Consider the following 23189-nt stretch of genomic DNA (forward strand, 5'->3'; position numbering starts at 1 on the left):
CGGGCCATGGTGCGGGGCGTGTGTGGGGCGGTTCAATTGGGGGAGGGCGGGTTTTGGGCGGTGATCGCACGAAACTGTGCGCCCATGAAAAAGCCCACCAAAGGGTGGGCTTCATGTGTTGCTACGCCGATCAGAACAACTTGAGCTTCGGCGCTTCTTCTTTCACCGGCTCATTCTTCGCCGTCTGTTCGTTCCAGCCGCCACCGAGGGCCTTGTACAAGGTCACTTCGCTGGTCAGTTGCGCCAGGCGGTCGGTGATCAGCGTTTGCTGGGCAGCGAACAGCTGGCGTTGGGCGTCGAGGAAGGTCAGGTTGCTATCAACCCCAATGCGGTAGCGACGCTCGGCCAGGCGGTAGTAGTCCTGGTTGGCCGCGACGAAATCACGCTGGGCCTGCAACTGTTGGTTGTAGGTCGCGCGTGCCGCCAGGCCGTCGGAGACTTCCTGGAACGCGGTCTGGATCGACTTCTCGTAGGTCGCGACGTTGATCTCTTTCTGGATCTTCGAGTAGTCCAGGCTGGCGCGCAGGCTACCGGCGTTGAAGATCGGGATGTTGATCTGCGGCGCGAACGACCAGGTACCCGAGCCGCCCTTGAACAGGCCACCGAGGTCCGGGCTCAAGGTCCCGGCATTGGCGGTCAGGCTGATGCTCGGGAAGAACGCAGCCCGTGCCGCGCCGATGTTGGCGTTGGCAGCCTTGAGGTTGTGCTCGGCCTGCAGGATGTCGGGGCGACGTTGCAGCAGGTCTGAAGGCAGGCCGGCCGGTACTTCGCTCAACAGGTCGTCGGACAGCGGCTGGGTGGCGAGATTCGCCGGCAGGCCGGTGCCCAGCAGCAGGGTCAGGTTGTTTTCGTCCTGGGCCACCTGGCGGGTGTAGCGGGCCAGTTGCACACGGGCGCTTTCAACCGAGGTGCGCGCCTGGCTCAAGTCCAGGGCCGAGGCCACGCCGACTTCGTTGCTGCGCGAGGTGAGCTTGAAGCTCTGCTCGTAGGCGGCCAGGGTGTCCTGGGTCAGCTTGAGCAGTTCCTTGTCCGCTTGCCAGGTCAGGTAGGCATTGGCCACGCTGGCCACCAGGCTGATCTGCGTGCTGCGGCGTGCTTCTTCAGTGGCGAAGTATTTCTGCAACGCTTCTTCGCTCAGGCTGCGCACCCGGCCGAACAGGTCCAGTTCGTAGGCGTTGATCCCGAGGGTCGCCGAGTAGGAACTGGTGATGTTCGATTCGCCGGTTTGCGAGGCCCGTGCCGGAACGCGCTGGCGGCTGCCGCTGCCATTGGCGCCGACGGCCGGGAACAGGTCGGCACGCTGGATGCGGTACTGCGCGGCAAAGGCGTCGATGTTCAGCGCCGCGACACGCAGGTCACGGTTGTTGACCAGTGCGACCTGGATCAGTTGCTGCAGGGCAGGATCGTGGAAAAACTGCTTCCAGCCTTGCTCGGCAGCGGCCTGGCTCGGCGCCTGGGCCGACGAGTACGCCGGCCCCTGCGGGAACTGGGCGGCAACCGGCGCTTCAGGCTGCTGATAATCAGGGATCAGCGAGCAGCCACTGAGCACGAATGCCGTGACTGCCAGGGAGAGTAGCGACTTGCGCATTAGCCAGCCTCTTTAGGAGTATTCGGTGTATCGGACTTGTCAGTTTTTTTCCGGCTACCCATGGCGGACACGGTCACGAAGAACAGTGGCACCCAGAAGATCGCCAGGACGGTGGCAGTGATCATACCGCCAATCACCCCGGTACCGATTGCGTGTTGGCTGCCTGAACCTGCGCCCGAGGAGATCGCCAGCGGCAGTACGCCGAGGACGAACGCCATGGACGTCATGATGATCGGACGCAGACGCATGCGGGACGCCTCGATGGCCGCCTCGACGATGCCCTTGCCCTGTTCATGCAGCTCCTTGGCAAATTCCACGATCAGGATGGCGTTCTTCGAGGCCAGGCCCACGGTCACCAACAACCCCACCTGGAAGAACACGTCGTTGGACAGTCCTCGCAGGCTGGTGGCCATCAGTGCACCGATCACGCCCAGCGGGACGACCAACACCACCGCAATCGGGATCGACCAGCTTTCGTACAGCGCTGCCAGGCAGAGGAACACCACCAGCAACGACAGGGCATACAGCGCAGGCGCCTGGGAGCCGGACAAGCGTTCTTCATACGACAGACCGGTCCAGGCATAGCCCACACCCGCCGGCAATTGCTTGGCGATGCGCTCGACTTCCGCCATCGCGTCACCGGTGCTGTAGCCAGGCGCCGGGGTCCCGAGGACTTCCATCGCCGCTACGCCGTTGTACCGCGACAGTTTCGGCGAGCCGAAGATCCAGTTACCAGAGGCAATTGCTGATAATGGCACCATCTTCCCGTCGTTGGCGCGCACGAACCATTTGTTCAGGTCTTCAGGGGACATCCGGCCAGCGGCCTCACCCTGGATGTAGACCTTCTTCACTCGACCGCGGTCGATGAAGTCATTGACGTAGCTGCCACCCAAGGCAATCGCCAGGGTCTGGTTGATGCTCGACAGGCTGATGCCCTGGGCACTGGCCTTCTCGTCATCAATGGTCAGCTCGTACTGCGGCTCATCGTTGACGCCGTTGGGACGTACGCCGGCCAGGATCTTGCTCTGCGCGGCCATGCCGAGGAACTGGTTACGTGCGTTCATCAAGGCATCGTGACCCACACCGCCCTGGTCCTGCAGGAACACGTCGAAACCGGTGGCGTTACCCAACTCCAGTACCGATGGGGGCACGATGGCAAACACCATGGCGTCCTTGAAGGTCTGGAAGAAGTATCCCTGGGCACGCTTGGCCACTTCGAACACCGACATCGATGCGTCGCGCTGGTCCCATGGCTTGAGCATGACGAATGCCAGGCCCGAGCTTTGGCCACGACCGGCAAAGTTGAAGCCGTTTACGGTAAATACCGATTGCACGGCCTTGCCTTCACCGGGCTCACCTTCCTTGTCGTTCAACAGGAAGGCACGCATGTCGTCGATAACGGTCTGGGTGCGTTCGGCCGAAGAACCAACCGGTGTCTGCACCTGGGCGAAGATCACACCCTGGTCTTCCTCGGGCAGGAACGCGCTTGGAATACGGGTGAACAGCCAGATCATGCCGGCGAAGATGATCAGGTACACCAGGAACGAAGGCGCCTTGTGCTTGATCATGTTGCCCACGCCACGCTCGTAGCTCAGTACGCCACGGTCGAAGGTACGGTTGAACCAGCCGAAGAAACCACGCTTGGGTTGGCCGTGTTTCTCGGGGTCGATCGGCTTGAGCATGGTGGCGCACAAGGCCGGGGTGAAGATCAGTGCAACCAGCACCGACAGGGCCATCGCCGACACAATGGTGATGGAGAACTGTTTATAGATCACGCCGGTGGAGCCGCCGAAGAACGCCATCGGCAGCAATACCGCCGACAGGACCAGGGCAATACCCACCAGGGCGCCCTGGATCTGGCTCATGGACTTGACCGTCGCCTCCTTGGGCGACAGGTGCTCCTCGGCCATCACCCGCTCGACGTTTTCCACTACCACGATCGCATCGTCCACCAGCAAGCCGATGGCCAGGATCATGCCGAACATGGTCAAGGTGTTGATGGTGAAGCCAAAGGCCGCGAGGATGCCGAACGTACCCAGCAACACCACCGGTACCGTCATGGTGGTGATGATGGTGGCGCGGAAGTTTTGCAGGAACAGGTACATCACCAGGAACACCAGGATGATCGCCTCGACCAGGGTATCGACTACCCCGGAAATCGATTCGGTCACCACCGGCGTGGTGTCATACGGAACCACGGCTTTCATGCCTGGCGGGAAGAACGGCTCCAGGGACGCGACCGTGGCACGGATGGCCTTGGCGGTGTCCAGGGCGTTGGCGCCCGATGCCAGTTTGATCGCCATGCCGGAAGCCGGCTTGCCGTTGAACTGGGCGCTGATGCTGTAGTTCTGGCCACCCAGCTCGACACGGGCGACATCGCCCAGGCGCACTTGGGAACCATCGCTGTTCACGCGCAGGAGGATCTTTTCAAACTGCTCGGCGCTTTGCAGGCGAGTCTTGCCGATGATGGTGGCGTTCAACTGAGTGCCGGGCAGGGCTGGCAGGCCACCCAACTGGCCGGTGGCCACCTGGACGTTCTGCGCCGCAATGGCACTGCTGACATCCACCGGGGTCATCTGGAAGTTGTTCAACTTGGCCGGGTCCAGCCAGATACGCATGGCGTACTGGGAACCGAAGACCTGGAAGTCACCCACCCCAGATGTCCGCGAAATCGGGTCCTGGATGTTGGAAACGATGTAGTTGGACAGGTCATCCTTGCTCATGGTGCCGTCTTCGGACACCAGGCCGATCACCATCAGGAAGTTCTTCACCGACTTGGTTACGCGGATCCCCTGCTGCTGCACTTCTTGCGGCAGCAATGGGGTCGCCAGGTTCAGCTTGTTCTGCACCTGAACCTGGGCGATGTCCGGGTTGGTACCCTGGTTGAACGTCGCGGTGATGGTCATGCTGCCGTCGGAGTTACTGTCCGAGGCCACATAACGCAGGTTGTCGATACCGTTGAGCTGCTGCTCGATCACCTGCACCACGGTGTCCTGCACGGTTTGTGCGGACGCGCCTGGGTAGGTCACCTGGATATCAATGGCGGTTGGCGCGATGGCCGGGTATTGGTTGATGGGCAACTTCAGGATCGACAATGCCCCGACCAGCATGATCACCAGGGCTATTACCCAGGCGAAAATGGGACGGTCGATAAAAAATTTCGACATGTATTACTCCCCTTTGCCAGCGGCGGCGGCAGGAGCAGAACCGGCGGGCTTGGCGTTGGTGGCTTCCTTCGCTTCAACCGTGATGCCCGGCTTGATGAACTGCAAGCCTTCGGTGATCACACGGTCACCGGCATTCAGGCCCTTTTCCACCAGCCAGTAGGCGCCGGCGGTACGGTTGGCCACCAGCACGCGCTGTTCGACCTTGTTGTCGGCGGTGACGACCAGCGCAGTCGGGATGCCCCGGATGTCGCGGGTCACGCCTTGTTGTGGGGCGAGGATCGCCTTGCTGTTCACGCCGGCCTGCAATTGTGCGTGGACAAACATGCCCGGCAACAGGGTGTGATCAGGGTTGGGGAACACAGCGCGCAGGGTTACCGAGCCAGTGGTCTGGTCGACCGACACTTCGGAAAATTCCAGGCGGCCTTGCTGGGTGTATTCGCTGCCGTCTTCCAGGGTCAGCTTGACCATGGCCGCGTTTTCACCGGCTTTCTGCAGTTGGCCGCTTTCCAGGTCGCGACGCAGTTTCAGCATCTCGGCGGAGGATTGCGTGACGTCGACGTAGATCGGGTCCAGTTGCTGGATCACGGCCATGGCGTCTGCCTGGCCATTGCTGACCAATGCGCCTTCGGTGACCGAGGAACGCCCGATACGCCCGGAGATCGGGGCGAACACCTTGGTGTAGCGCACGTTGATCTGAGCCGTCTGCAGGTTGGCTTCGGAAGTCATGCGGTTGGATACGGCGGTGTCGTATTCCTGGCGGCTGACCGCCTGCTCGTTGACCAGTTGTTTGTAGCGGTCGGCAATCGACTTGGTCTGTTGCAGGTTGGCCTGGGCGCTTTTCAGGGTCGCCTCATACACCGACGGATCGATCTGATAGAGCTGCTGGCCTTCCTTGACGTCGCCGCCTTCCTTGAACAGGCGCTTGAGAATGATGCCATTGACCTGGGGGCGGACTTCCGCGATGCGGAACGCAGTGGTGCGGCCCGGCAATTCGGAGGTCAGGGTATAGGCTTGAGGTTGAAGGGTGACCACGCCGACCTGAGGGGTTTGAGCGGGCGGCGCCGCTTCTTCCTTTTTACATCCGCTGAGCAGCGATGCCAGGGCGACGGCAGTGACCAGAGCGGTAACAGCTGGCTTAAGTTGCATGAAGATCCTCGGGTCAGGCGCGCTTGATGCGCACAAGAAGTGTGGAAGGGTAAAAAACAGACAGTGAGTAGATAAGTAGCTTGCTAGGCAATATACTTACGTTCATGGTTGTTTGTAAACTCTTGACAGGCTTCGCGGATTCCTTACAAAGCAATGCCCAAAGCCTCGATTCTAGTACGTTCGATGCCCATGAAGGCGTCGTCCCATAATTATTCAGAAGGTGGTTATCCACCACCGCCCGTGTCCTGATTGAGGTGTTACTGCCATGGTTCGTCGTACCAAAGAGGAAGCTCAGGAAACGCGCAGCCAGATACTTGAAGCCGCCGAGCAAGCCTTTTATGAGCGCGGTGTTGCGCGCACTACGCTGGCGGATATCGCGGCGCGGGCGGGCGTGACGCGGGGCGCGATCTATTGGCACTTCAGCAACAAGTCGGACCTGTTGCAGGCACTGCTCGACACGCTGCACGAACCCCTGGACGAATTGGCCAGGGCCAGTGAAAGCGAGGATGAGGTAGATCCGCTGGGCTGCATGCGCAAGCTGCTGATCCATCTTTTTCATCAGGTGGCCCTGGACCCGAAGACTCGGCGCATTAATGAGATCCTGTTCCATAAGTGCGAATTTACCGACGAAATGTGCGACATGCGCCGTCAACGCCAGACCCATAGCCTTGAGTGCAACCTGCGTATCGGCCTGACGTTGCGCAATGCAGTCCACCGCGGGCAACTTCCGGAAAACCTCGACACCGCTCGTGGGGCGGTGTGCATTCATGCCTACATCAACGGGCTTGTTGGCCAGTGGCTCCTGGTGCCTGACAGTTTCGAGCTGTATCAGCAGGCCGAGCGCCTGGTGGATATTGGGCTGGACATGCTGCGCTTGAGCCCCAGCCTGCGCAATTGATACAAAATGCGTAATTACGTCTGTTTGTGTCAATAGTAAAGCCCAAGGACGGTCAATCGTCCTTCCGGCTTATTTGTGGGGTGACTTTATATACGCGCTGGCGCCAGGTTGAAAGGTAGCCGGCTAAGTATTTTGTAGCGATATTGTTGCATTGCTGTGAAGGAATGTTACCGAACCTGTGGGAGCGAACTATCGCTAGGTGATGTGCTGGCTGGCCCACCGCTATCGCGGGCAAGCCCGCTCCTACATTGGGCAGCGGTGTTTTGAAGATCCAATAAAAAGCCCCGGCTCTTGTGAGCCGGGGCTTTTGCGTTGTTGCGGGTCAGAGCGCCAGGGTCGGGTAGTCGATATAGCCGACCGGGCCTGGGGTGTAGAAGGTTTGCGCAATGGCTTCGTTCAGCGGTGTATCGGCTTTGAGGCGCGCCGGCAGGTCCGGGTTGGCGATAAACGGAACGCCGAAGGCTACCGCATCGGCCTTGCCCGCTGCCAGCCAGGCATTGGCGCTGTCCTTGGTGAAGCGCTCGTTGGCGATAAACGGGCCACCGAACGCAGCTTTCAAGTGCGGGCCCAGGCTGTCGTCGGCGTCTTTCTCGCGGGCGCTGATAAAGGCGATGCCACGCTTGCCCAATTCACGGGCGACGTAGGTAAAGGTTTCTGCCAGGTTGGCATCGCCCATGTCATGGAGGTCGGCCCGTGGCGACAAATGCATCCCCACACGGCCAGCGCCCCAGACCTCGATCACTGCATCGGTCACTTCCAGCAACAGCCGTGCGCGATTTTCCACAGAGCCGCCGTACTCGTCGGTGCGCTGGTTGGTGCTGCTTTGCAGGAACTGGTCGAGCAGGTAGCCATTGGCCCCATGCACTTGTACCCCGTCAAAGCCGGCGGCCTTGGCGTTCTCGGCACCCACGCGGTAAGCGTCGACGATATCGGCGATTTCTGCGGTTTCCAGGGCGCGTGGGGTCGGATAGTCGGCCAGCGGGCGCACCAGGCTGACGTGGCCGGCAGGCTGGATGGCGCTCGGTGCTACCGGGGTCTCGCCGTTCAGGTACGACGGGTGGGAGATCCGCCCCACATGCCACAGTTGCAGGAAGATCTTGCCGCCGGCGCCGTGCACGGCCTTGGTGATGTTGGTCCAGCCGCGCACCTGGTCGTTGGACCAGATGCCCGGGGTGTCCGGGTAGCCCACGCCCATCGGCGTCACCGAGGTGGCCTCGCTGAGGATCAGCCCGGCAGAGGCCCGCTGCACATAGTATTCAGCCATCAGCGCATTCGGCACGCGGCCGGCATCGGCACGGCAGCGGGTCAGCGGCGCCATGATGATGCGGTTCGACAGCTGCACATCACCCAGTTTGATTGGATCGAAAATAGTCGTCATCGCAAACACTCGTCTGTTCTAAGTGGTTAATTAGTGGCGGGGGCCAGGTCGGCATCGCCGCTCTGGCGGAACGTGATCAGCGTGACCAGCAGCGCCAGGATCGCCAGGGCGGCAGCGGCCAATGGCACGCTGGTCAGGCCGAAACCATGGGCAATCACACTGCCGCCAACCCAGGCGCCCAGGGCGTTGCCGATGTTGAACGCGCCGATATTGAGGGTCGACACCAGGTTGGGCGCGGCCTTGCCGAAGGTCACCACGTTGATCTGCAATGCCGGCACGGCGGCAAACGACGCGGTGGCCCAGAGGAACAAGGTGATTTCGGTGGGGATGATGGCGACGCTGGTCCAGGTCAGTGCGGTGGACACCACGGCCATGCTGATGAACACGCCGATCAGGGTGGCCGCCAGGCGCTTGTCCGCCAGCTTGCCACCGATGATGTTGCCCACGGTCAGGCCCAGGCCGATCAGCAGCAGGGTCCAGGTCACACCCTTGGGCGAGATGCCGGTGACATCGCCGAGCAGCGGTGCGACGTAGGTGAAGAGGGTGAACATCGACGCGGCAAACAGCGCGGTCATGCTCAGCGACAACCAGATCCCGGCACCCTTGAGGGCCGCCAGTTCGGCGCGCATATCGAGTTTCTCTTCATCACGCTTGGCCGGCAGGAAGCGGATCAGGCCGATCAGCGCAATCACACCAATCACCGTCACCGCCCAGAAGGTCGAGCGCCAGCCGGCTTCCTGGCCCAGCGCGGTGCCCAGGGGCACGCCGAGCACATTGGCCAGGGTCAGGCCGGTAAACATCAGGGCCACCGCCGAAGCACGCTTGTTGGCCGGCACCAGGTTGGCGGCCACCACCGAGCCGATGCCGAAGAAGGCGCCGTGGCACAGCGCGGTCACTACACGGGCAAACATCAGCACGTTGTAGTCACTGGCCAGGGCGCAGAGCAGGTTGCCGATGATGAAAATGCCCATCAGCGCTACCAGGGCAGCCTTGCGCGGCAGCTTGGCGGTGGCCAGTGCCATGAAGGGTGCACCGATGGCCACGCCCAGGGCATAGCCGGTCACCAGCCAGCCGGCGCCTGGAATCGACACACCGAGGTCGGCCGCCACATCGGGCAACAGGCCCATGATGACGAATTCGGTGGTACCGATGGCGAAGGCGCTTAAGGCCAGTATGAGTAGCGAGAGAGGCATTGTGGGGTCCTTTACAGCGGTGGGCTGAGTTCTTCGGTGATGGCTTGGATAAACGCTTGGATCACGTCTTCATTGCGGCGGAAAAAGTGCCACTGCCCGGCTTTCTGGCTGCTGATCAAGCCCGCCCGTTGCAGGGTGGCCAGGTGCGCCGAGACGGTAGACTGCGACAGGCCGCAGCGTTGATCGATCTGGCCGGCGCAGATGCCGTACTCGTGGTTGTGCACTTGTTCGGGGAACTGCACTTTCGGGTCTTTCAGCCAGTTGAGAATGTCTCGCCGTACTGGGTGTGCCAGGGCTTTTATTATTTCGTCGAGGTCAATGGACATGGCAGGGCTCGGTGTGGGTAAAACGTTATATCGCGATGAGGCGAACTTTAAATCGCTATATCCCGATATACCAATACGATTTTGATCTTGTTACCAGATAAATCGGTATATCGGGTTATAACGATACGTTGGCGGCAGTGCTAAACTGCGCGCCATGAATTATCTCGCACATCTACACCTCGGCGGCCAACTTCCTGCACAACTGCTGGGCAGCCTCTATGGCGATTTCGTCAAAGGCCGCCTGCAGGGCCAGTACCACCCGCAAATCGAGGCGGCGATCCAGCTGCATCGCTCCATTGACCGTTTCACCGACAGCCACCCGTTGGTCGGGCAGGCGTTGTCACGGTTCACCCTGACCCGGCGCCGCTATGCGGGGATCGTCCTCGACGTGTTCTTCGACCATTGCCTGGCGCGCGATTGGGCACAGTATGCCGACCAGCCGCTGGAACGCTTTACCTCCCAGGTGTACCGGGTGCTGGCGGCCGAACCGCAGCTGCCAGGGCGCCTGGCGCAGATTGCACCGTATATGGCGGCCGATGACTGGCTGGGTTCTTACCGCGAGTTCGCGGTAATGGAGCACGTACTGCGGGGGATTGCCCGGCGCCTGAGCCAACCTCAGGAACTGGACCGGGCGATGCAGGAACTGCGGGTGCTGTATGAGCCGTTGAGCGAGGATTTCCGGGTGTTCTATCCCCAGTTGCAGGCCTATGCAGATAGTCAAATATCCACGCCGATCTAATGTGGGAGCTGGCTTGCCTGCGATAGCGGTGTATCAGTCGCCACTGCTATCGCAGGCAAGCCAGCTCCTACATTTTTTGCGTGTTTGCCTCAGGCCGCGTACGCCGGCCGAACCGGCACTTGCTCGCTTTGCGGCACCGCTCCAAACAACGCCTTCTGCACCGCCTGCTGCGCCTGGTACGCCAGCGCCGCACGCTCCTGCCCGGCGCAGGCAATGGGTTTGAGCAGATGAATCTCAACGTCGCCCTGATCGTTGCCAAACAGACGCATCAGGTGCGAGAGCAAATCATCGTCACCAATAAACGGCGCGAGCGGATCAATCTGCCCATCGCGCAGATAGCGGATCGCCACTGGTTGCAGCGCCACATCGGCATCAATCGCACTGGCCAGCAGCCGGCCATGAAAGGTGCGCAGGCTGCGGCCATCAGTGGTGGTGCCTTCGGGGAACATCAGCAGCGGGTGTTTTTGCTCTAGATGCCGGGTCATCTGCTTGCGGATCAATTGGCTGTCCCCCGAGCCCCGGCGGATAAACAGGCTGCCGGCCTTGGCGGCCAACCAACCCGCCACTGGCCAGGTGCGCACTTCGGCCTTGGACAGGAACGACAGCGGCGCCACCATCCCCAGCAGCGGGATATCGGTCCAGGACACATGGTTGCTGACCCACAGCATCGGCTGTTGCGGCAACTCACCGTGCACGCTCACACGAAAGGGCAGGGCATTGCTCAGGCGCGCCATGAAAAACCGCGACCAGCGCTGGCGCCGCACCATGGAATTGGCCACGCCCAAGCGTTCGAACAGGCCAAACACCCCGGCCATGCTCAAGCCCAGCGCCACCACCAGCAGCACGCGGGCGATCCGCCCGTAGACCCGCAGGCGGCCCATCACATGGCCGCCTTGAAGTGACGGGCATAACGCGGGCACAACTCGTCGCGCTTGAGCAGGATGAACACGTCGGCCACCTGGAAATCCTCGTCCCAGCACGGCTCGCCGCAGATCTTAGCGCCCAGGCGCATGTAGGCCTTGAGCAGCGGCGGCATTTCGGCGATGACGTTGGACGGCAAATCCAGGCTCGGCAGGGGCTTTTTCGGCTCGGCGCGCAGGTGTTCGTTGCACAAGTAGCGTTCGCGCAGGCGCTGCATGATTGCGTGGGCCTGGATGCCACCGTCATGCATCGGGATGCTCGCGCAGCCCATCAGGTAGCTGTAGCCGCCCTGGTTGAGGACTTCGGCCAACTCGCCCCAAAGCACCGCGATAGTGCCGCCGTTGCGGTAGGCTGGGTCGACACAGGTACGGCCGATTTCCAGGATCGGCCCCTGCAAATGCAACAGGCCGTGGAGGCTGAATTCTTCTTCGCTGTAGAACCGGCCCAGGGTGCTGGCCGCCTGGTGATCCAGCAGCCGGGTGGTGGCAACCAGTCGCCCGGTGTTCAAGTCCCGTACGCCAATGTGGCTGCAGTGAACATCATAGTCATCCATGTCCAAGCCCAGTTCTGCGCCTTTGAGCTTGGCATTGAACTCGCCGCTGAAAACGCTGAAACGCAAGGCCTGGGCTTCCTGCAAAGCCTGGGCGCCGATCAGGCGTTCGGCTTGCAGACGGCGTTCATTGCCGGTGTCACTGATGCGGGCGATCTGAGTCATGGCGAGTCTCCAGGTGCCGGCCAGGGTTGCGGCCAGTCGACTTTGTTGTGCAAAGTCAGGCTATGTACCCCCGGTGTCATCTCCATGAATCTACGGTGACGCTTAGATGACAGCCCCCAAGGAGCCCTCCATGCCCTGGCACGCTTTGCTCGATCGACCCGACCGACTGCCCGTCCACGCCAACCTGGCCGAGGGCTACAGCGTTTTATTGCAACGCCTGGGGCAGGTGGCGCCCTTTGAATTGGCGACCCAGGGCGCGCGGCTGATGGCCACGCCCGGCCTGGCGTTCCTGGTGGGCTATCAAGCGGCGTTGCGCGCGTTATGGCCCAGCGCGCCCCACAGCCTGGGCGCCTTGTGTGCGACCGAACAGCGCAGCCTGCGCCCGCTGGACATGCAAACGCGCCTGGACGACCTGCGCCTGAGCGGGCGCAAAGACTTCGTCACCGCCGGCGATGCGGCCGACTGGCTGTTGATCGCCGCCCGCTGCGAGGCCGCTGATGAAAAGCCACGCCTGACCCTGGCCGTGGTGCTGGCCGGCGAGCCCGGTGTACGCGTAGAACCCTTGCCCGCGATCGCCTTGATGCCCGACATCAGCCACGGCCGCGTCCACCTCGACCACGCCGCCTGCGAGCGCTTGCCGGGGGATGGTTGGGACGATTACGTCAAACCCTTCCGCACCCTGGAGGACAGCTATGTACTGAGCGCGATGACCGCCTGGCTACATGGCATCGGCCAGGAGTGCGACTGGCCCCAGGCCCTGCGCCTGCAGTTATTGGCGCTGCTGGCCGGCTGCGCCGAGGTCATTCGCCAGCCCAGCGCATCGGCGGCGGGGCATGTGTTGTTGGGAGGATTGTTTGCGCAGTTCGAAGCGCTAAAGCCGCAGGTCAATCAAGCGATGGCTCAAGGAGCGTGGGCCGCCATGTGGCAGCGCGACCAAGCCGTGCTGGACCTCGCCGCCAGCGCCCGCGCCAAACGCCTGGAAAAAGCCCTGAACCCAGGCCCCCGCTGACTGTGGGATGAGCGTGTGTGGGAGCGGGCTTGCCCGCGATAGCAGGGGGACAGGCAATACAGGCGGTGACTGATATACCGCCATCGGGGCATAGGTATCTACACAACTCTTTAGTGATTCTTAGGTTTGTGTACATATCCATTGCTGCGGTCATGGCCACTTGGGGTTCCGCCCTGACGGCCAGCGTGGTTTAACGGGGCGCCTAAGATCAAAAGCAAAGCGAGGCGGCCTGACAGCCGACCTGATCATCGAAGCGTGCGCGTACTCTGTAGGAGCTGGCTTGCCTGCGATGGCGGTGCATCAGCCAATACATTTATCGACTGATATACCGCCATCGCAGGCAAGCCAGCTCCTACAGGGGAAGGCAGCTTCGCGCTCTGGCTTTGCTGTTGCTCTGCTTTTGATCTGGCTTTTGATCTTAAGCGCCCCGTTAAACCACGATGGCCGCAGGCAGGTATTGCGCAGTGGGCACCCCGGCATGGATGCCGGGGTAGCCGCGACACGGCCATGGATGGCCGATCGCGGCGGGCCCACGGAGCAATGCCTGACTGCGGGCATGCCGAGCCTAGGCGAGGCACCGAGTGGTGGGGCAAGAGCGTTTTGCTTACTTTTGCGCTCTACAAAAGTGAGCCGCCGTAAGGGCGGAACCAATAGCCGCCGTAACCGCAAAAACGGATATGTTCACCACCCCAAGAACCACGAAAGAGTTGTGTAGATACCTATGGCCATCGCGGGCAAGCCCGCTCCCACAGGAGCTATATAGTGGCTCCCAGGCCTGTCGCCAAACCGTCATTTATCTGCATTAGGCTCGCGGGCCTGAATGCCCCCGAGTGCTAGTCCATGGTCAAAGGCCTGTTGTGCGTCGCCTTGCTGCTGTTCACCGCTACCGCACATGCCCAGGCCTGGCCGGCGCGGGAGTGGTCCCAGGGCCCGCAGTTGGCCGGTCCCGCCGTCAAGGCGCTGGAGGACTATGCGTTCCCGGCCCGCAATGACATCACCCGCGAAGGCATCCGCACCGACGCACTGTTGGTGATCCGCGACGGCGAAGTCATTTATGAACGCTACGCCGCACCCACTAGCGCAAGCACGCCGCACCTGACCTGGTCCATCAGCAAGAGCCTACTGGCCACGGTGCTTGGCGTTGCCTACGGCGAAAACCGCTTCAAGCTCAGCGACCCGGTCGCGCGCTTTTATCCACCGATGAAACAGCACCCGAACATCACCCTGGCGCACCTGCTGAACTGGACCTCGGGCCTGGACTGGCAGGAAGACTACGAATACGCGCCGCTGAAATCCTCGGTGGTGGCCATGCTCTACACCCGTGGCCGTGCCGACATGGCAGAGTTTGCCGCCGACACCCACGCCTTCAGCGCTGCGGGCCAGGCGTTTCGCTACTCCAGCGGCGACAGCAATCTGGCGTCCGCCGCCCTCAAGGGCATGCTCGGCCACAAGGCTTATGTCGATTACCCGTGGACCGCGCTGTTCACGCCCCTGGGCATTCGCAGCGCCACTTGGGAAAGCGACGCCAATGAAACCTTTGTTGCCTCGTCCTATGCCTATATGACCGCCCGCGACCTGGCACGGATTGGCTTGTTGATGGCGCGGGACGGGCGCTGGGGCGAGCGGCAGTTGCTACCCAAGGCCTGGGTCGACTTCAATCGCCAACCCCTGGCGCAGTACATCGCGGGTCAGGACGAAGCGGTGCCCGGCGGCCACTGGTGGCTCAACCGTCAAGTGCAGGGCGCTGCCCGGCCCTGGCCGGATGCGCCCGACGATACCTTCGCGGCCCTGGGTCACTGGGGCCAGGCGTTGTATGTGTTGCCCGAGGCAAGGCTGGTGATCGTGCGCTATGGCGATGACCGCGACGGCAGCTATCACCACAACGAACTGCTCAAGCGCGTGCTCGCGGCGGTGCAACCATGATCCGGCGCCGTCCGTTTATCAGCCTGTTTCTCCTGCTGTTGCTCGCTTTGCTGGGGTGGGCCTGGCACGAGCGCGTCAACCTGCAAGCGTTCCCCGACATCATCGCGGCGTATACGGCCAAGGAGTATTGCTCGTGTCGGTATGTGGCGGGCAATCCGGCTGACTATTGCCTGGGGTATGTGAAGCAGTACGTGCCGACCAGTGCGTTGGTCGACACGCCGGAACGCAGTGAAGTGACGGCGAGTGGGTTGGGGCGCACGCATACGGCGCGGTGGATAGGGGAACGACAGGGGTGTCGATTGTTGTGATGTTTAGCTCACCACTGCGCAAGGTAAAGAACTGCAGGCTCGGCGCTGACCAACAGCCAAGGGAAGCAGATTGGCGGACAGGATCGTAAATCGATGATGTGATTGTCCGATAGAAGGTTCTCAATATCGGTCATAAACCCGCACTTCCAAATATGTGATGTGGTGATTTACCTGACAGGCATGAGCAACTTGGTTTGTGAGTTTGAAAAGCCGCAGTAAGTGTCTATTACCGTAAACTTTCCGTGATAGTCACTTGCACGGATGGGGATTTTGTAAGTGTAGGTGTATTTGGTGGAAGAGATTAGTGTGAACTCTGGATGAAGCACTGGGGCAGGGGTTTCCATTTCCACACTAGGTACTTTTGATTTAGAAAGGTCAAAAGTGGCGGTGCCGCCTGCGGGTAAGGGATTTGGAAACGCAATATCGATGCTGATGGGTTTTTTGGTACCTACCATCTTATCGCTGCCATCGGGGTTTTTTAGCGGGGTGTCGCTGATACCTTTGGCGACCTGGATGTTGTCGTAACATTTCGGGTCTAGTGCTGCATTGGCGTTTGTGATTGCAGTCAAAACTACGAAGCAAGCCAATAGGCATTTTTCTGTGCTGAAGTTTTTCATGATAATTTTTCCTAGGTGTGGGTTGTGATGTTGTGGCTCGAAGGTAGTTTTATTTTTTTGTGCGTATTTTGAATACTGTGAAAAGTGACAGTTTTTTATATTGTTTTTTTGTTTTCTCTTGAACCTTTAGAGTTTTTTGCTTGAGAGATTTGGATAACTTTCCTCCACGTGCCCATCGCTCCTGGTTGTTTGGTGCCCAGAACTCATGGTGTAGATGTTGCTACGTGAATAAACTGGCTCTTTATCACTCTGATAGGCGATTCCGCTGTGAGGGATGAGCCTGTTGGGGGCAGTTCGTAGTTCAGTTCAAGCAAGCGTGCTCACCTATTGCCACAAGGTTCCACAGGGTGGAACCACCTTTGATTGTCCTCGCCCGCCCATCGCGGTTATCTGTGGCGGTGCCACAAAAAAGAACGGGAATACCCGCCTGCGAGGAGAGTCACCATGCGCCCACACCAGCACATCCTGGATTGGCTGAGCGATGTCGCCAGCGACCTGCACGCCGTACGCCAGGACATCCACGCCCACCCTGAACTTGGGTTCGAAGAAAACCGCACCTCGGCCCTGGTCGCCCAATCCCTGAAGAACTGGGGGTTTGAAGTACATACCGGCATCGGCCACACCGGCGTGGTGGGCGTGCTGCGCAATGGCAGCAGCCCGCGTACCCTGGGGATTCGCGCCGACATGGACGCCTTGCCGATTATTGAAAACACCGGCGTCGCCTACAGCAGCCAGCACGCCGGCTGCATGCATGCCTGCGGTCACGACGGTCACACCGCCATGCTGCTGGGCGCCGCGCGTTACCTGGCGGCGACGCGCCGGTTCGACGGCACCCTCAACCTGATTTTCCAGCCGGCCGAAGAAGGCCAGGGCGGCGCTGAAGCGATGCTCGCCGATGGCTTGCTGGAGCGCTTTCCCTGTGACGCCCTGTTCGGCATGCACAACATGCCCGGCTTGCCCGCCGGCCACCTGGGCCTGCGGACCGGGCCGATGATGGCTTCCCAGGACCTGCTCACCGTGACCCTCGAAGGCGTCGGCGGCCACGGCTCCATGCCGCACCTGAGCGTGGACCCGCTGGTGGCCGCCGCCAGTACGGTGATGGCCTTGCAGACGGTGGTCGCGCGCAACATCAATGCCCAGGAAGCGGCGGTAGTCACGGTCGGCGCCCTGCAAGCAGGGCAGGCCGCCAACGTGATTCCCCAGCAGGCGATCCTGCGCCTGAGCCTGCGCGCCCTCAATGCGCCGGTGCGCGAGCAGATGCTGGAGCGGGTCAAGGCGATCATCCAGACCCAGGCCGCCAGCTTTGGCTGCACCGCGCAGATCGAACACCGCCCGGCCTATCCGGTGCTGGTCAACCATGCCGATGAAACCGAGTTCGCCCGCCAGGTCGGCGTTGCCTTGCTCGGTGAAGCGGCGGTTGACGCCAACACGCCCAAGCTGATGGGCAGCGAAGACTTCGCCTGGATGCTCCAACGCTGCCCCGGCAGCTACCTGTTTATCGGCAACGGCGTGTCGCGGCCGATGGTCCACAACCCCGCCTATGACTTCAACGACGAGATCCTGCTGACCGGTGCCGCCTACTGGGGCGCCCTGGCCGAGAGCTGGCTCAAGCCGGCCTGACCACCTGCCTTTTTCCTGCCGCTGGACCTTTCCTCAACAGGTTGAATGGAGTGTTCTCATGCAGACTTCAATAAAAGGCGTGTCCCGCACCCGGCAAGTGGTAGCGGCGGTGGTCGGCAACGCGCTGGAGTGGTACGACTTCATCGTCTACGGCTTTCTGGCCAGCATCATCGCCCGGCAGTTTTTCCCCTCGGATGATGAATACGCGTCGCTGCTGATGGCCCTGGCCACCTTCGGCGTGGGCTTTTTCATGCGCCCGGTGGGCGGCATCCTGCTCGGTATGTATGCCGACCGCAAAGGCCGCAAGGCCGCCATGCAGTTGATTATCCGCTTGATGACAGTGTCTATCGCGCTGATCGTGTTTGCGCCCAACTACGCCGCCATCGGCATGGGCGCGCCGCTGTTGATCGTGGTGGCGCGGATGCTCCAGGGCTTTGCCACCGGCGGCGAATATGCCAGCGCCACGGCGTTCCTGGTGGAAAGCGCACCGGCCCATCGCAAGGGCCTGTACGGCTCCTGGCAATTGGTCGGGCAGTGTTTGGCTGTGTTTGGCGGCGCGGCGATGGTGGCGTTGGTCACCCATTTCTTCTCCCCTGAGACCCTCGACCTGTGGGGCTGGCGCCTGCCGTTTGTGTTCGGCCTGCTGATCGGCCCGGTGGGCTTGTGGATTCGCCGGCACATGGAAGACCCCGAGGAATTTATCGAAGCACGCAAACAGGCCACCGGCCCGGCGCCAAGCCTGATGACAGTGCTGCGTGAGCATCGGCGCAGCATTCTGGTGAGCATGGGCCTGGCCTGTGGTGCGACGGTGTCGTTCTACGTGGTGCTGGTGAATATGCCGACCTTCGCCCACAAGAACCTCGGCCTGCCTCTGGACCAGGTGTTGATGGTGCAGATGTTCGCCGTGGCGCTGATGACCGTGGTCATCCCTTTGTCGGGCCTGCTCTCTGACCGATTGGGCCGGCGGCCGGTGCTGATGGCCTTCACCCTGGCGTTTTTCGTGATGGTCTACCCGCTGTATGTATGGGTCGCGGCGGCGCCGTCCATCGAGCGCTTGCTGGTGATGCAGGTGATGCTGTGCATCGCCATCGGCGGCTTCTTCGGCCCGGCGCCGACGGCCCTGGCCGAGCAGTTTCCCATCGAGGTGCGCTCCACCGGCGTGTCGGTGGCCTACAACGTGGCGGTGATGCTGTTCGGCGGTTTTGCCCCGCTGATTGTGACGTGGCTGAGCAAGGTGTTGGAGACACCGGTAGCTCCGGCGTTTTATGTGCTGTTCGCTTGCGTCCTGACGCTGCTGGGCACTTACTGCATGCATGAGGCGCCAAGGGCTGCAGCGCCGGCGCGGTTTGCCAAGGGGGTGAAACCTTGAACATCGTTGAACTGGATGCGCTGGAGCTGTCCCAGGCGATCCATGCCCGGCAGGTGTCCTGCCACGAAGTGATGCAGGCCTATCTGGCGCAGATCGCGCGCTTCAATCCATTGGTCAATGCCCTGGTGTCGCTGCGCGACGAAGCCGATGTGCTGGCCGAAGCCCGCGCCTGTGATCTTGAGCTCAAGCAGGGCCGTTCCCGCGGCTGGATGCACGGCATGCCCCAGGCCATCAAGGACCTGGCGGCGACCAAGGGCCTGCGCACCACCCTGGGTTCGCCACTGTTCGCCGAACAGATTCCCACTGAAGACGCGATCGCCGTGGCGCGGGTGCGGGCCAGCGGCGCGATACTCATCGGCAAGAGCAACGTGCCGGAGTTCGGCCTCGGCTCGCAGACCTACAACCGTGTGTTCGGCACCACCGGCAATGCCTACGCCCCGACCCTGGTCGCGGGCGGCAGCAGCGGCGGGGCGGCGGTGGCCCTGGCGCTGCGCATGCTGCCGGTGGCCGATGGCAGCGACATGATGGGCTCGCTGCGCAACCCGGCGGCGTTCAACAACGTATTCGGCCTGCGCCCGTCCCAGGGCCGCGTGCCCCATGACCCGGCGCCGGAGGTGTTTGTCCAGCAACTGGCCACCGAAGGCCCGATGGGGCGCAGTGTGGCGGACGTGGCGCGGCTGTTGGGCACCCAGGCCGGTTATGACCCGCGGGTGCCGTTGTCGCTCAAGGACGACCCCAGCGTATTCGGCGCGCCGTTGGCCCGGGATTTCAAGGGCGCGCGTCTGGGTTGGCTGGGTGACTACAACGGCTATCTGCCGATGGACGACGGCGTAATGGCGCTGTGTGAATCGGCCCTCGGCGACTTCAGCGCGTTGGGTTGCGAGGTGGAAAGCTGCCAGCCGGATTTCTCCATGGAGCGCCTGTGGCAAACCTGGCTGGTCCATCGCCATTGGCTGGTGCAGGGCACGCTGGGGGCGGCGTATGCCGATCCGCAAAAACGTGCGTTGCTCAAGCCTGAAGCGCAGTGGGAAGTCGAGGGCGGCCTGGGCCTGAGGGCGGCGGATGTGTATCAGGCGTCGCTGGCGCGCAGTGACTGGTACCGCGCCCTGGCCAGGTTGTTCGAACGTTACGATTTCCTGCTGCTGCCCACGGCACAAGTGTTCCCTTTCGATGCACAACAGCCCTGGCCACGCGTCGTCGGGGGGCAGGCCATGGACACTTATCACCGCTGGATGGAGGTGGTGATCGGCCCCACATTGGCCGGCCTGCCGAGCATGAGTGTGCCGGTGGGCTTCAACCCGCAAGGCTTGCCCATGGGCCTGCAAATCATCGGCCCGGCCCAGGCGGATCGCGCGGTGCTGCAACTGGCGTATGCCCACGAACAACTGACGCACTGGGTGCAGCGTCGCCCTCCGGAATGCTTGAGCGGGTGACGGCCTGTATCTTGCTGTGAAATTCGCTCAACCATCAGCAACCGGGAGGTCAGCCATGGGCAGCAACGTCGACACAGGGACTGTGCGCTCCGTGGAGCGGGCACTGGCCATCATCGAGTTGCTCGGTGAGCACCAGGCCCTGGGGCTTGAGGAACTGCATTACCTGACACGCCTGCCCAAGGCCACGGTCTCGCGCATGCTGCTGACCCTACAAGAACAGGGCTGGATCTATCGCGGCCTGAGCGACCGACGCTACCGTCTCAGCGCCCAGCGCTTGTTCGGCGATACCCAGCAACGCTTTAAGCGGCGCCTGGTGGAGTGCGCGGCGCCCTGGCTGCTGGAACTCAGCGAACGCACCGGGCTGGTGGCGGACTTGTCGAACTTTGACGGTGAACGCCTGGAAGTCATGGAAAGCGCGATCCCTACGGTGTTGCGCAAGCTGTACCCGAACAACTGCCAGATCGTTGGCCAGCATGCCAGCCTGTTTCATTCAGCCATGGGCAAGGCATGCCTGGCTGAACTTGCCGCAGAAGAAGTGCAGCGCCTGGCCAGCCGCGAGCATGTGGCGGCCGATGATCAATACCGCGCCTGCGAGCAATCCCAGCACCAGGGGTTTGGCCAGCGTACCGAAGGGTACTGGGAATACCCGGTGCGCCTGCCGTTCCTGATCCGCGCGGTGGCGCTGCCGGTGCGGGCCAATGGCCGATTGGTAGGGAGCATGGCGTTGCACTGGCCGATGCACCAGGCGCCGGTGGAGCGGGTGCTGAGTTTGCATCTGGCGAGCCTTGAGGCCACCGTGCAAGGCGTGCAGCAGGCACTGGCCTAAGGTGCAAGCTGGTTTGTGTGGGAGCGGGCTTGCTCGCGATAGCGGTGGGTCAGTCAAATATCTATTAACTGACCCACCGCTATCGCGAGCAAGCCCGCTCCCACAGTTAAATTGCCGGGACCGTTACATTGCGTGCAGCAGGCCGGCCAGTTAATGTTCGAGCAGGTTTTTCTGCGCGCGAGTGTTTAATGTTCAACACATCCATCCTCAAACCCCTGGCCCTCTTGCTGCTGGCCGCTGCCGCCATGCCCGCGCAGGCTGCGTGGTACCTGGATAACGAATCCTCACGGCTGTCGTTCGTCACCACCAAAAACACCGATATCTCCGAAGTCCAGCGCTTCTTGGTGCTGCATGGCAAGGTCGAAGAGAACGGCGCGGCGCAGTTGCAGGTTGAACTGGAGTCGGTCAACAGCGGCATCCCGCTGCGCGATGAGCGCATGCGCAACGACCTGTTCCAGATCAAGACCTACCCCGACGCGCTGATCAACGCGCAAATCAATCTGCAGCCGATCAACGACCTGGCTACCGGCGCACAACTGGAGTTGCGCCTGCCGCTGTCGGTCACCCTGCATGGCAAGACCCAGACCTACAACGCCGAACTGCTGGCAACGCGCCTGGACGACCGGCGGTTCCAGGTGGTGACCCTGGAACCACTGGTGCTGCACGCCAAGGATTTTGACTTGCTCACCGGTGTCGAGACTCTGCGCAAGGCCGCTGGCCTGGACGCGATCAGCCTGTCGGTGCCGGTGGGTGCGGTGCTGATTTTCACGGCGCGCTGACATGAGCGGCGCGGTGTTCCCCTGGCGCAGCGCCAACCGCTTCGAATTGCTGATCGACGGCCCGAATTTTTTCCCGCAGATGCTCGTGGCGATCGCCCGTGCCGAGCGCCAGGTAGAGCTTGAGCTGTATCTGGTGGAGGCGGGCGCCTGCGCCGAAGAGATGGTCAAGGCCCTGGTGCAGGCGGCCGAGCGCGGGGTGCAGGTGCGTTGCCTGTTCGATGACTACGGCAGCCTGGCATTTACCCTCAGCCTGCGGCGCCGCTTGCTCGAGGCCGGGGTGCAGTTGCGCTTTTACAATCGCCTGCGCTGGCGCCGCTGGATGCGCAACCTCTACCGCGACCACCGCAAGCTGTTGTTGGTCGACCAGAGCATCGCCGTGGTGGGCGGCACTGGGGTCACCGATGAGTTCTGGACCCCTGGGCAGGACACCTGTGAGTGGCACGAGGTCATGGTGCAGATCAGCGGCCCGCTGGTGCAGGACTGGCAAGCCCTGTTCGACCGCCAATGGCGGGTCAACGACCACCGTCGTGCCTGGAAGCCGGCGACGCATTTTGGCTTGCCGCGCCTGCCCAAAGTGCCGGCGACCGGCCCCGGCCTGGGGCGGGTGGCGTATGCCGACGCCGGCCAACACCGGGACATTTTGCAATCGCTGATCCGCGCCTTGAACAGCGGCCAGCGCCGTATCTGGCTAGCCACGCCGTACTTCCTGCCCACCTGGGGCGTACGCCGGGCCCTGCGCCGGGCGGCCGGGCGTGGTGTGGACGTGCGCCTGCTGCTCACCGGGCCGCGCACCGACCATCCTTCGGTGCGCTACGCCGGCCACCGCTACTACCCACGCCTGCTCAAGTCGGGGGTGAAGATCTTTGAATACCAGCCGTGTTTCCTGCACCTGAAGATGGTGCTGGTGGACGATTGGGTAAGCGTCGGCTCGTGCAATTTCGATCACTGGAACCTGCGCTTCAACCTGGAGGCCAACCTGGAAGCGCTGGACCCTGAGTTGACGCTGGCGGTGGCGGGCAGTTTCGAGCGTGATTTCGCCCAGAGCCAGGCGGTCAGCCTGGAGGCGTGGAAGGCCCGACCGTTGTGGCGGCGGGTCAAGCAGCGGGTGTGGGGGTGGATCGACCGGTTGGTGGTCAATCTGCTGGATCGAAGAGGGTAGGGAACACACCGCAATCAACTGTAGGAGCTGGCTTGCCAGCGATGGCAGCACCTCGGTGTAACTGATAGACCGAGG

Annotated in this window: 20 protein-coding genes; 11 read left to right on the forward strand and 9 right to left on the reverse strand. The window is 62.0% G+C overall.

What is annotated here, in order from left to right; genetic code table 11:
- Positions 1 to 130: 130 nt before the first annotated feature.
- From adeC to ACO77H_RS06245, 3 genes are read right to left on the reverse strand one after another with little or no spacing between them, the layout of a single operon-like run.
- Entirely contained in the window at positions 131 to 1588 is a 1458-nt protein-coding gene (adeC, locus tag ACO77H_RS06235) for an AdeC/AdeK/OprM family multidrug efflux complex outer membrane factor (RefSeq protein ID WP_170042893.1), read from the reverse strand.
- Entirely contained in the window at positions 1588 to 4755 is a 3168-nt protein-coding gene (locus tag ACO77H_RS06240; protein WP_169955526.1) for an efflux RND transporter permease subunit, read from the reverse strand. Before ACO77H_RS06240 ends, adeC begins: the two co-directional genes overlap by 1 nt.
- 3 nt (positions 4756 to 4758) lie before the next feature.
- Positions 4759 to 5901 carry an efflux RND transporter periplasmic adaptor subunit gene (locus ACO77H_RS06245; RefSeq protein ID WP_169955527.1) on the reverse strand — a complete coding sequence of 381 codons (1143 nt, stop codon included), beginning with the start codon at positions 5899 to 5901 and terminating at the stop codon, positions 4759 to 4761.
- Positions 5902 to 6166: 265 nt separating this feature from the next.
- Here ACO77H_RS06245 and ACO77H_RS06250 point away from each other — a divergent pair, with 265 nt between their 5' ends.
- Positions 6167 to 6799: a TetR family transcriptional regulator gene (locus tag ACO77H_RS06250; protein ID WP_032858025.1), complete on the forward strand. Its 633-nt coding sequence runs from the start codon at positions 6167 to 6169 to the stop codon at positions 6797 to 6799.
- 322 nt (positions 6800 to 7121) lie between these two features.
- Here ACO77H_RS06250 and ACO77H_RS06255 read toward each other — a convergent pair whose 3' ends face one another.
- From ACO77H_RS06255 to ACO77H_RS06265, 3 genes are read right to left on the reverse strand one after another with little or no spacing between them, the layout of a single operon-like run.
- The gene (locus ACO77H_RS06255) at positions 7122 to 8177 is read right to left on the reverse strand and encodes an alkene reductase (RefSeq protein ID WP_432755164.1); all 1056 of its coding nucleotides are present in this window, start codon (positions 8175 to 8177) and stop codon (positions 7122 to 7124) included.
- A gap of 26 nt (positions 8178 to 8203) precedes the next feature.
- On the reverse strand, positions 8204 to 9370 hold the full coding sequence (locus ACO77H_RS06260; RefSeq protein ID WP_169955529.1) for an MFS transporter: 1167 nt from the start codon (positions 9368 to 9370) through the stop codon (positions 8204 to 8206).
- Between the two features lie 11 nt (positions 9371 to 9381).
- Positions 9382 to 9696 carry an ArsR/SmtB family transcription factor gene (locus ACO77H_RS06265; RefSeq protein WP_029297039.1) on the reverse strand — a complete coding sequence of 105 codons (315 nt, stop codon included), beginning with the start codon at positions 9694 to 9696 and terminating at the stop codon, positions 9382 to 9384.
- Positions 9697 to 9850: 154 nt separating this feature from the next.
- On the opposite strand from ACO77H_RS06265, the gene ACO77H_RS06270 reads away from it, so the two are divergent.
- Entirely contained in the window at positions 9851 to 10435 is a 585-nt protein-coding gene (locus ACO77H_RS06270) for an ACP phosphodiesterase (protein WP_169955530.1), read from the forward strand.
- An 89-nt stretch (positions 10436 to 10524) separates the two neighbouring features.
- On the opposite strand, the gene ACO77H_RS06275 is transcribed toward ACO77H_RS06270, so the two are convergent.
- The gene (locus ACO77H_RS06275; protein WP_170042891.1) at positions 10525 to 11316 is read right to left on the reverse strand and encodes a lysophospholipid acyltransferase family protein; all 792 of its coding nucleotides are present in this window, start codon (positions 11314 to 11316) and stop codon (positions 10525 to 10527) included.
- Entirely contained in the window at positions 11316 to 12071 is a 756-nt protein-coding gene (gene olsB, locus ACO77H_RS06280) for an L-ornithine N(alpha)-acyltransferase (RefSeq protein WP_057439788.1), read from the reverse strand. Before olsB ends, ACO77H_RS06275 begins: the two co-directional genes overlap by 1 nt.
- A 130-nt stretch (positions 12072 to 12201) precedes the next feature.
- On the opposite strand from olsB, the gene ACO77H_RS06285 reads away from it, so the two are divergent.
- The 3 genes from ACO77H_RS06285 to ACO77H_RS06295 all read left to right on the forward strand — a co-directional run bounded on the left by ACO77H_RS06285 (position 12202) and on the right by ACO77H_RS06295 (position 15311).
- Complete coding sequence (locus ACO77H_RS06285; protein WP_172314590.1) at positions 12202 to 13080, forward strand: acyl-CoA dehydrogenase family protein; 879 nt, start codon at positions 12202 to 12204, stop codon at positions 13078 to 13080.
- Positions 13081 to 13920: 840 nt separating this feature from the next.
- Positions 13921 to 15003, forward strand: coding sequence for a serine hydrolase domain-containing protein (locus ACO77H_RS06290; protein WP_432755165.1), 1083 nt, complete (start codon positions 13921 to 13923; stop codon positions 15001 to 15003).
- Positions 15000 to 15311, forward strand: a complete 312-nt coding sequence (locus ACO77H_RS06295) for an amidase (RefSeq protein ID WP_169955534.1) — start codon at positions 15000 to 15002, stop codon at positions 15309 to 15311. Before ACO77H_RS06290 ends, ACO77H_RS06295 begins: the two co-directional genes overlap by 4 nt.
- Positions 15312 to 15478: 167 nt before the next feature.
- Here ACO77H_RS06295 and ACO77H_RS06300 read toward each other — a convergent pair whose 3' ends face one another.
- Positions 15479 to 15928, reverse strand: a complete 450-nt coding sequence (locus ACO77H_RS06300; protein ID WP_169955535.1) for a hypothetical protein — start codon at positions 15926 to 15928, stop codon at positions 15479 to 15481.
- A 444-nt stretch (positions 15929 to 16372) separates the two neighbouring features.
- Between ACO77H_RS06300 and ACO77H_RS06305 the strand changes: the two genes are divergently transcribed.
- From ACO77H_RS06305 to ACO77H_RS06330, 6 genes are all read left to right on the forward strand, one after another.
- Positions 16373 to 17548, forward strand: coding sequence for a M20 aminoacylase family protein (locus ACO77H_RS06305; RefSeq protein WP_432755166.1), 1176 nt, complete (start codon positions 16373 to 16375; stop codon positions 17546 to 17548).
- Between the two features lie 58 nt (positions 17549 to 17606).
- Positions 17607 to 18917 (forward strand): citrate-proton symporter, encoded by a 1311-nt coding sequence (locus tag ACO77H_RS06310; RefSeq protein ID WP_169955537.1) that lies wholly within the window; start codon positions 17607 to 17609, stop codon positions 18915 to 18917.
- Positions 18914 to 20350 carry an amidase gene (locus ACO77H_RS06315; RefSeq protein WP_432755167.1) on the forward strand — a complete coding sequence of 479 codons (1437 nt, stop codon included), beginning with the start codon at positions 18914 to 18916 and terminating at the stop codon, positions 20348 to 20350. The genes ACO77H_RS06310 and ACO77H_RS06315 overlap by 4 nt, the downstream gene beginning before the upstream one ends.
- A 55-nt stretch (positions 20351 to 20405) precedes the next feature.
- Positions 20406 to 21176, forward strand: a complete 771-nt coding sequence (locus ACO77H_RS06320; RefSeq protein ID WP_169955539.1) for an IclR family transcriptional regulator — start codon at positions 20406 to 20408, stop codon at positions 21174 to 21176.
- Between the two features lie 188 nt (positions 21177 to 21364).
- A complete protein-coding gene (locus tag ACO77H_RS06325; protein ID WP_169956797.1) occupies positions 21365 to 21955 on the forward strand; it encodes a YceI family protein in 591 nt (196 codons plus the stop codon).
- 1 nt (position 21956) lies between these two features.
- Positions 21957 to 23114, forward strand: a complete 1158-nt coding sequence (locus ACO77H_RS06330; RefSeq protein WP_169956795.1) for a phospholipase D-like domain-containing protein — start codon at positions 21957 to 21959, stop codon at positions 23112 to 23114.
- Positions 23115 to 23189: the final 75 nt, after the last annotated feature.

Source organism: Pseudomonas sp. WMBT8, assembly GCF_050916005.1.
Classification (GTDB): Bacteria; Pseudomonadota; Gammaproteobacteria; order Pseudomonadales; family Pseudomonadaceae; genus Aquipseudomonas.

Excerpts from the sequence above, each read along its gene's own strand:
- adeC (WP_170042893.1), bottom strand. The coding sequence starts at position 1,588 with ATGCGCAAGTCGCTACTCTCCCTGGCAGTCACGGCATTCGTGCTCAGT.
- ACO77H_RS06240 (WP_169955526.1), bottom strand. The coding sequence starts at position 4,755 with ATGTCGAAATTTTTTATCGACCGTCCCATTTTCGCCTGGGTAATAGCC.
- ACO77H_RS06245 (WP_169955527.1), bottom strand. The coding sequence starts at position 5,901 with ATGCAACTTAAGCCAGCTGTTACCGCTCTGGTCACTGCCGTCGCCCTG.
- ACO77H_RS06250 (WP_032858025.1), top strand. The coding sequence starts at position 6,167 with ATGGTTCGTCGTACCAAAGAGGAAGCTCAGGAAACGCGCAGCCAGATA.
- ACO77H_RS06255 (WP_432755164.1), bottom strand. The coding sequence starts at position 8,177 with ATGACGACTATTTTCGATCCAATCAAACTGGGTGATGTGCAGCTGTCG.
- ACO77H_RS06260 (WP_169955529.1), bottom strand. The coding sequence starts at position 9,370 with ATGCCTCTCTCGCTACTCATACTGGCCTTAAGCGCCTTCGCCATCGGT.
- ACO77H_RS06265 (WP_029297039.1), bottom strand. The coding sequence starts at position 9,696 with ATGTCCATTGACCTCGACGAAATAATAAAAGCCCTGGCACACCCAGTA.
- ACO77H_RS06270 (WP_169955530.1), top strand. The coding sequence starts at position 9,851 with ATGAATTATCTCGCACATCTACACCTCGGCGGCCAACTTCCTGCACAA.
- ACO77H_RS06275 (WP_170042891.1), bottom strand. The coding sequence starts at position 11,316 with ATGGGCCGCCTGCGGGTCTACGGGCGGATCGCCCGCGTGCTGCTGGTG.
- olsB (WP_057439788.1), bottom strand. The coding sequence starts at position 12,071 with ATGACTCAGATCGCCCGCATCAGTGACACCGGCAATGAACGCCGTCTG.
- ACO77H_RS06285 (WP_172314590.1), top strand. The coding sequence starts at position 12,202 with ATGCCCTGGCACGCTTTGCTCGATCGACCCGACCGACTGCCCGTCCAC.
- ACO77H_RS06290 (WP_432755165.1), top strand. The coding sequence starts at position 13,921 with ATGGTCAAAGGCCTGTTGTGCGTCGCCTTGCTGCTGTTCACCGCTACC.
- ACO77H_RS06295 (WP_169955534.1), top strand. The coding sequence starts at position 15,000 with ATGATCCGGCGCCGTCCGTTTATCAGCCTGTTTCTCCTGCTGTTGCTC.
- ACO77H_RS06300 (WP_169955535.1), bottom strand. The coding sequence starts at position 15,928 with ATGAAAAACTTCAGCACAGAAAAATGCCTATTGGCTTGCTTCGTAGTT.
- ACO77H_RS06305 (WP_432755166.1), top strand. The coding sequence starts at position 16,373 with ATGCGCCCACACCAGCACATCCTGGATTGGCTGAGCGATGTCGCCAGC.
- ACO77H_RS06310 (WP_169955537.1), top strand. The coding sequence starts at position 17,607 with ATGCAGACTTCAATAAAAGGCGTGTCCCGCACCCGGCAAGTGGTAGCG.
- ACO77H_RS06320 (WP_169955539.1), top strand. The coding sequence starts at position 20,406 with ATGGGCAGCAACGTCGACACAGGGACTGTGCGCTCCGTGGAGCGGGCA.
- ACO77H_RS06325 (WP_169956797.1), top strand. The coding sequence starts at position 21,365 with ATGTTCAACACATCCATCCTCAAACCCCTGGCCCTCTTGCTGCTGGCC.
- ACO77H_RS06330 (WP_169956795.1), top strand. The coding sequence starts at position 21,957 with ATGAGCGGCGCGGTGTTCCCCTGGCGCAGCGCCAACCGCTTCGAATTG.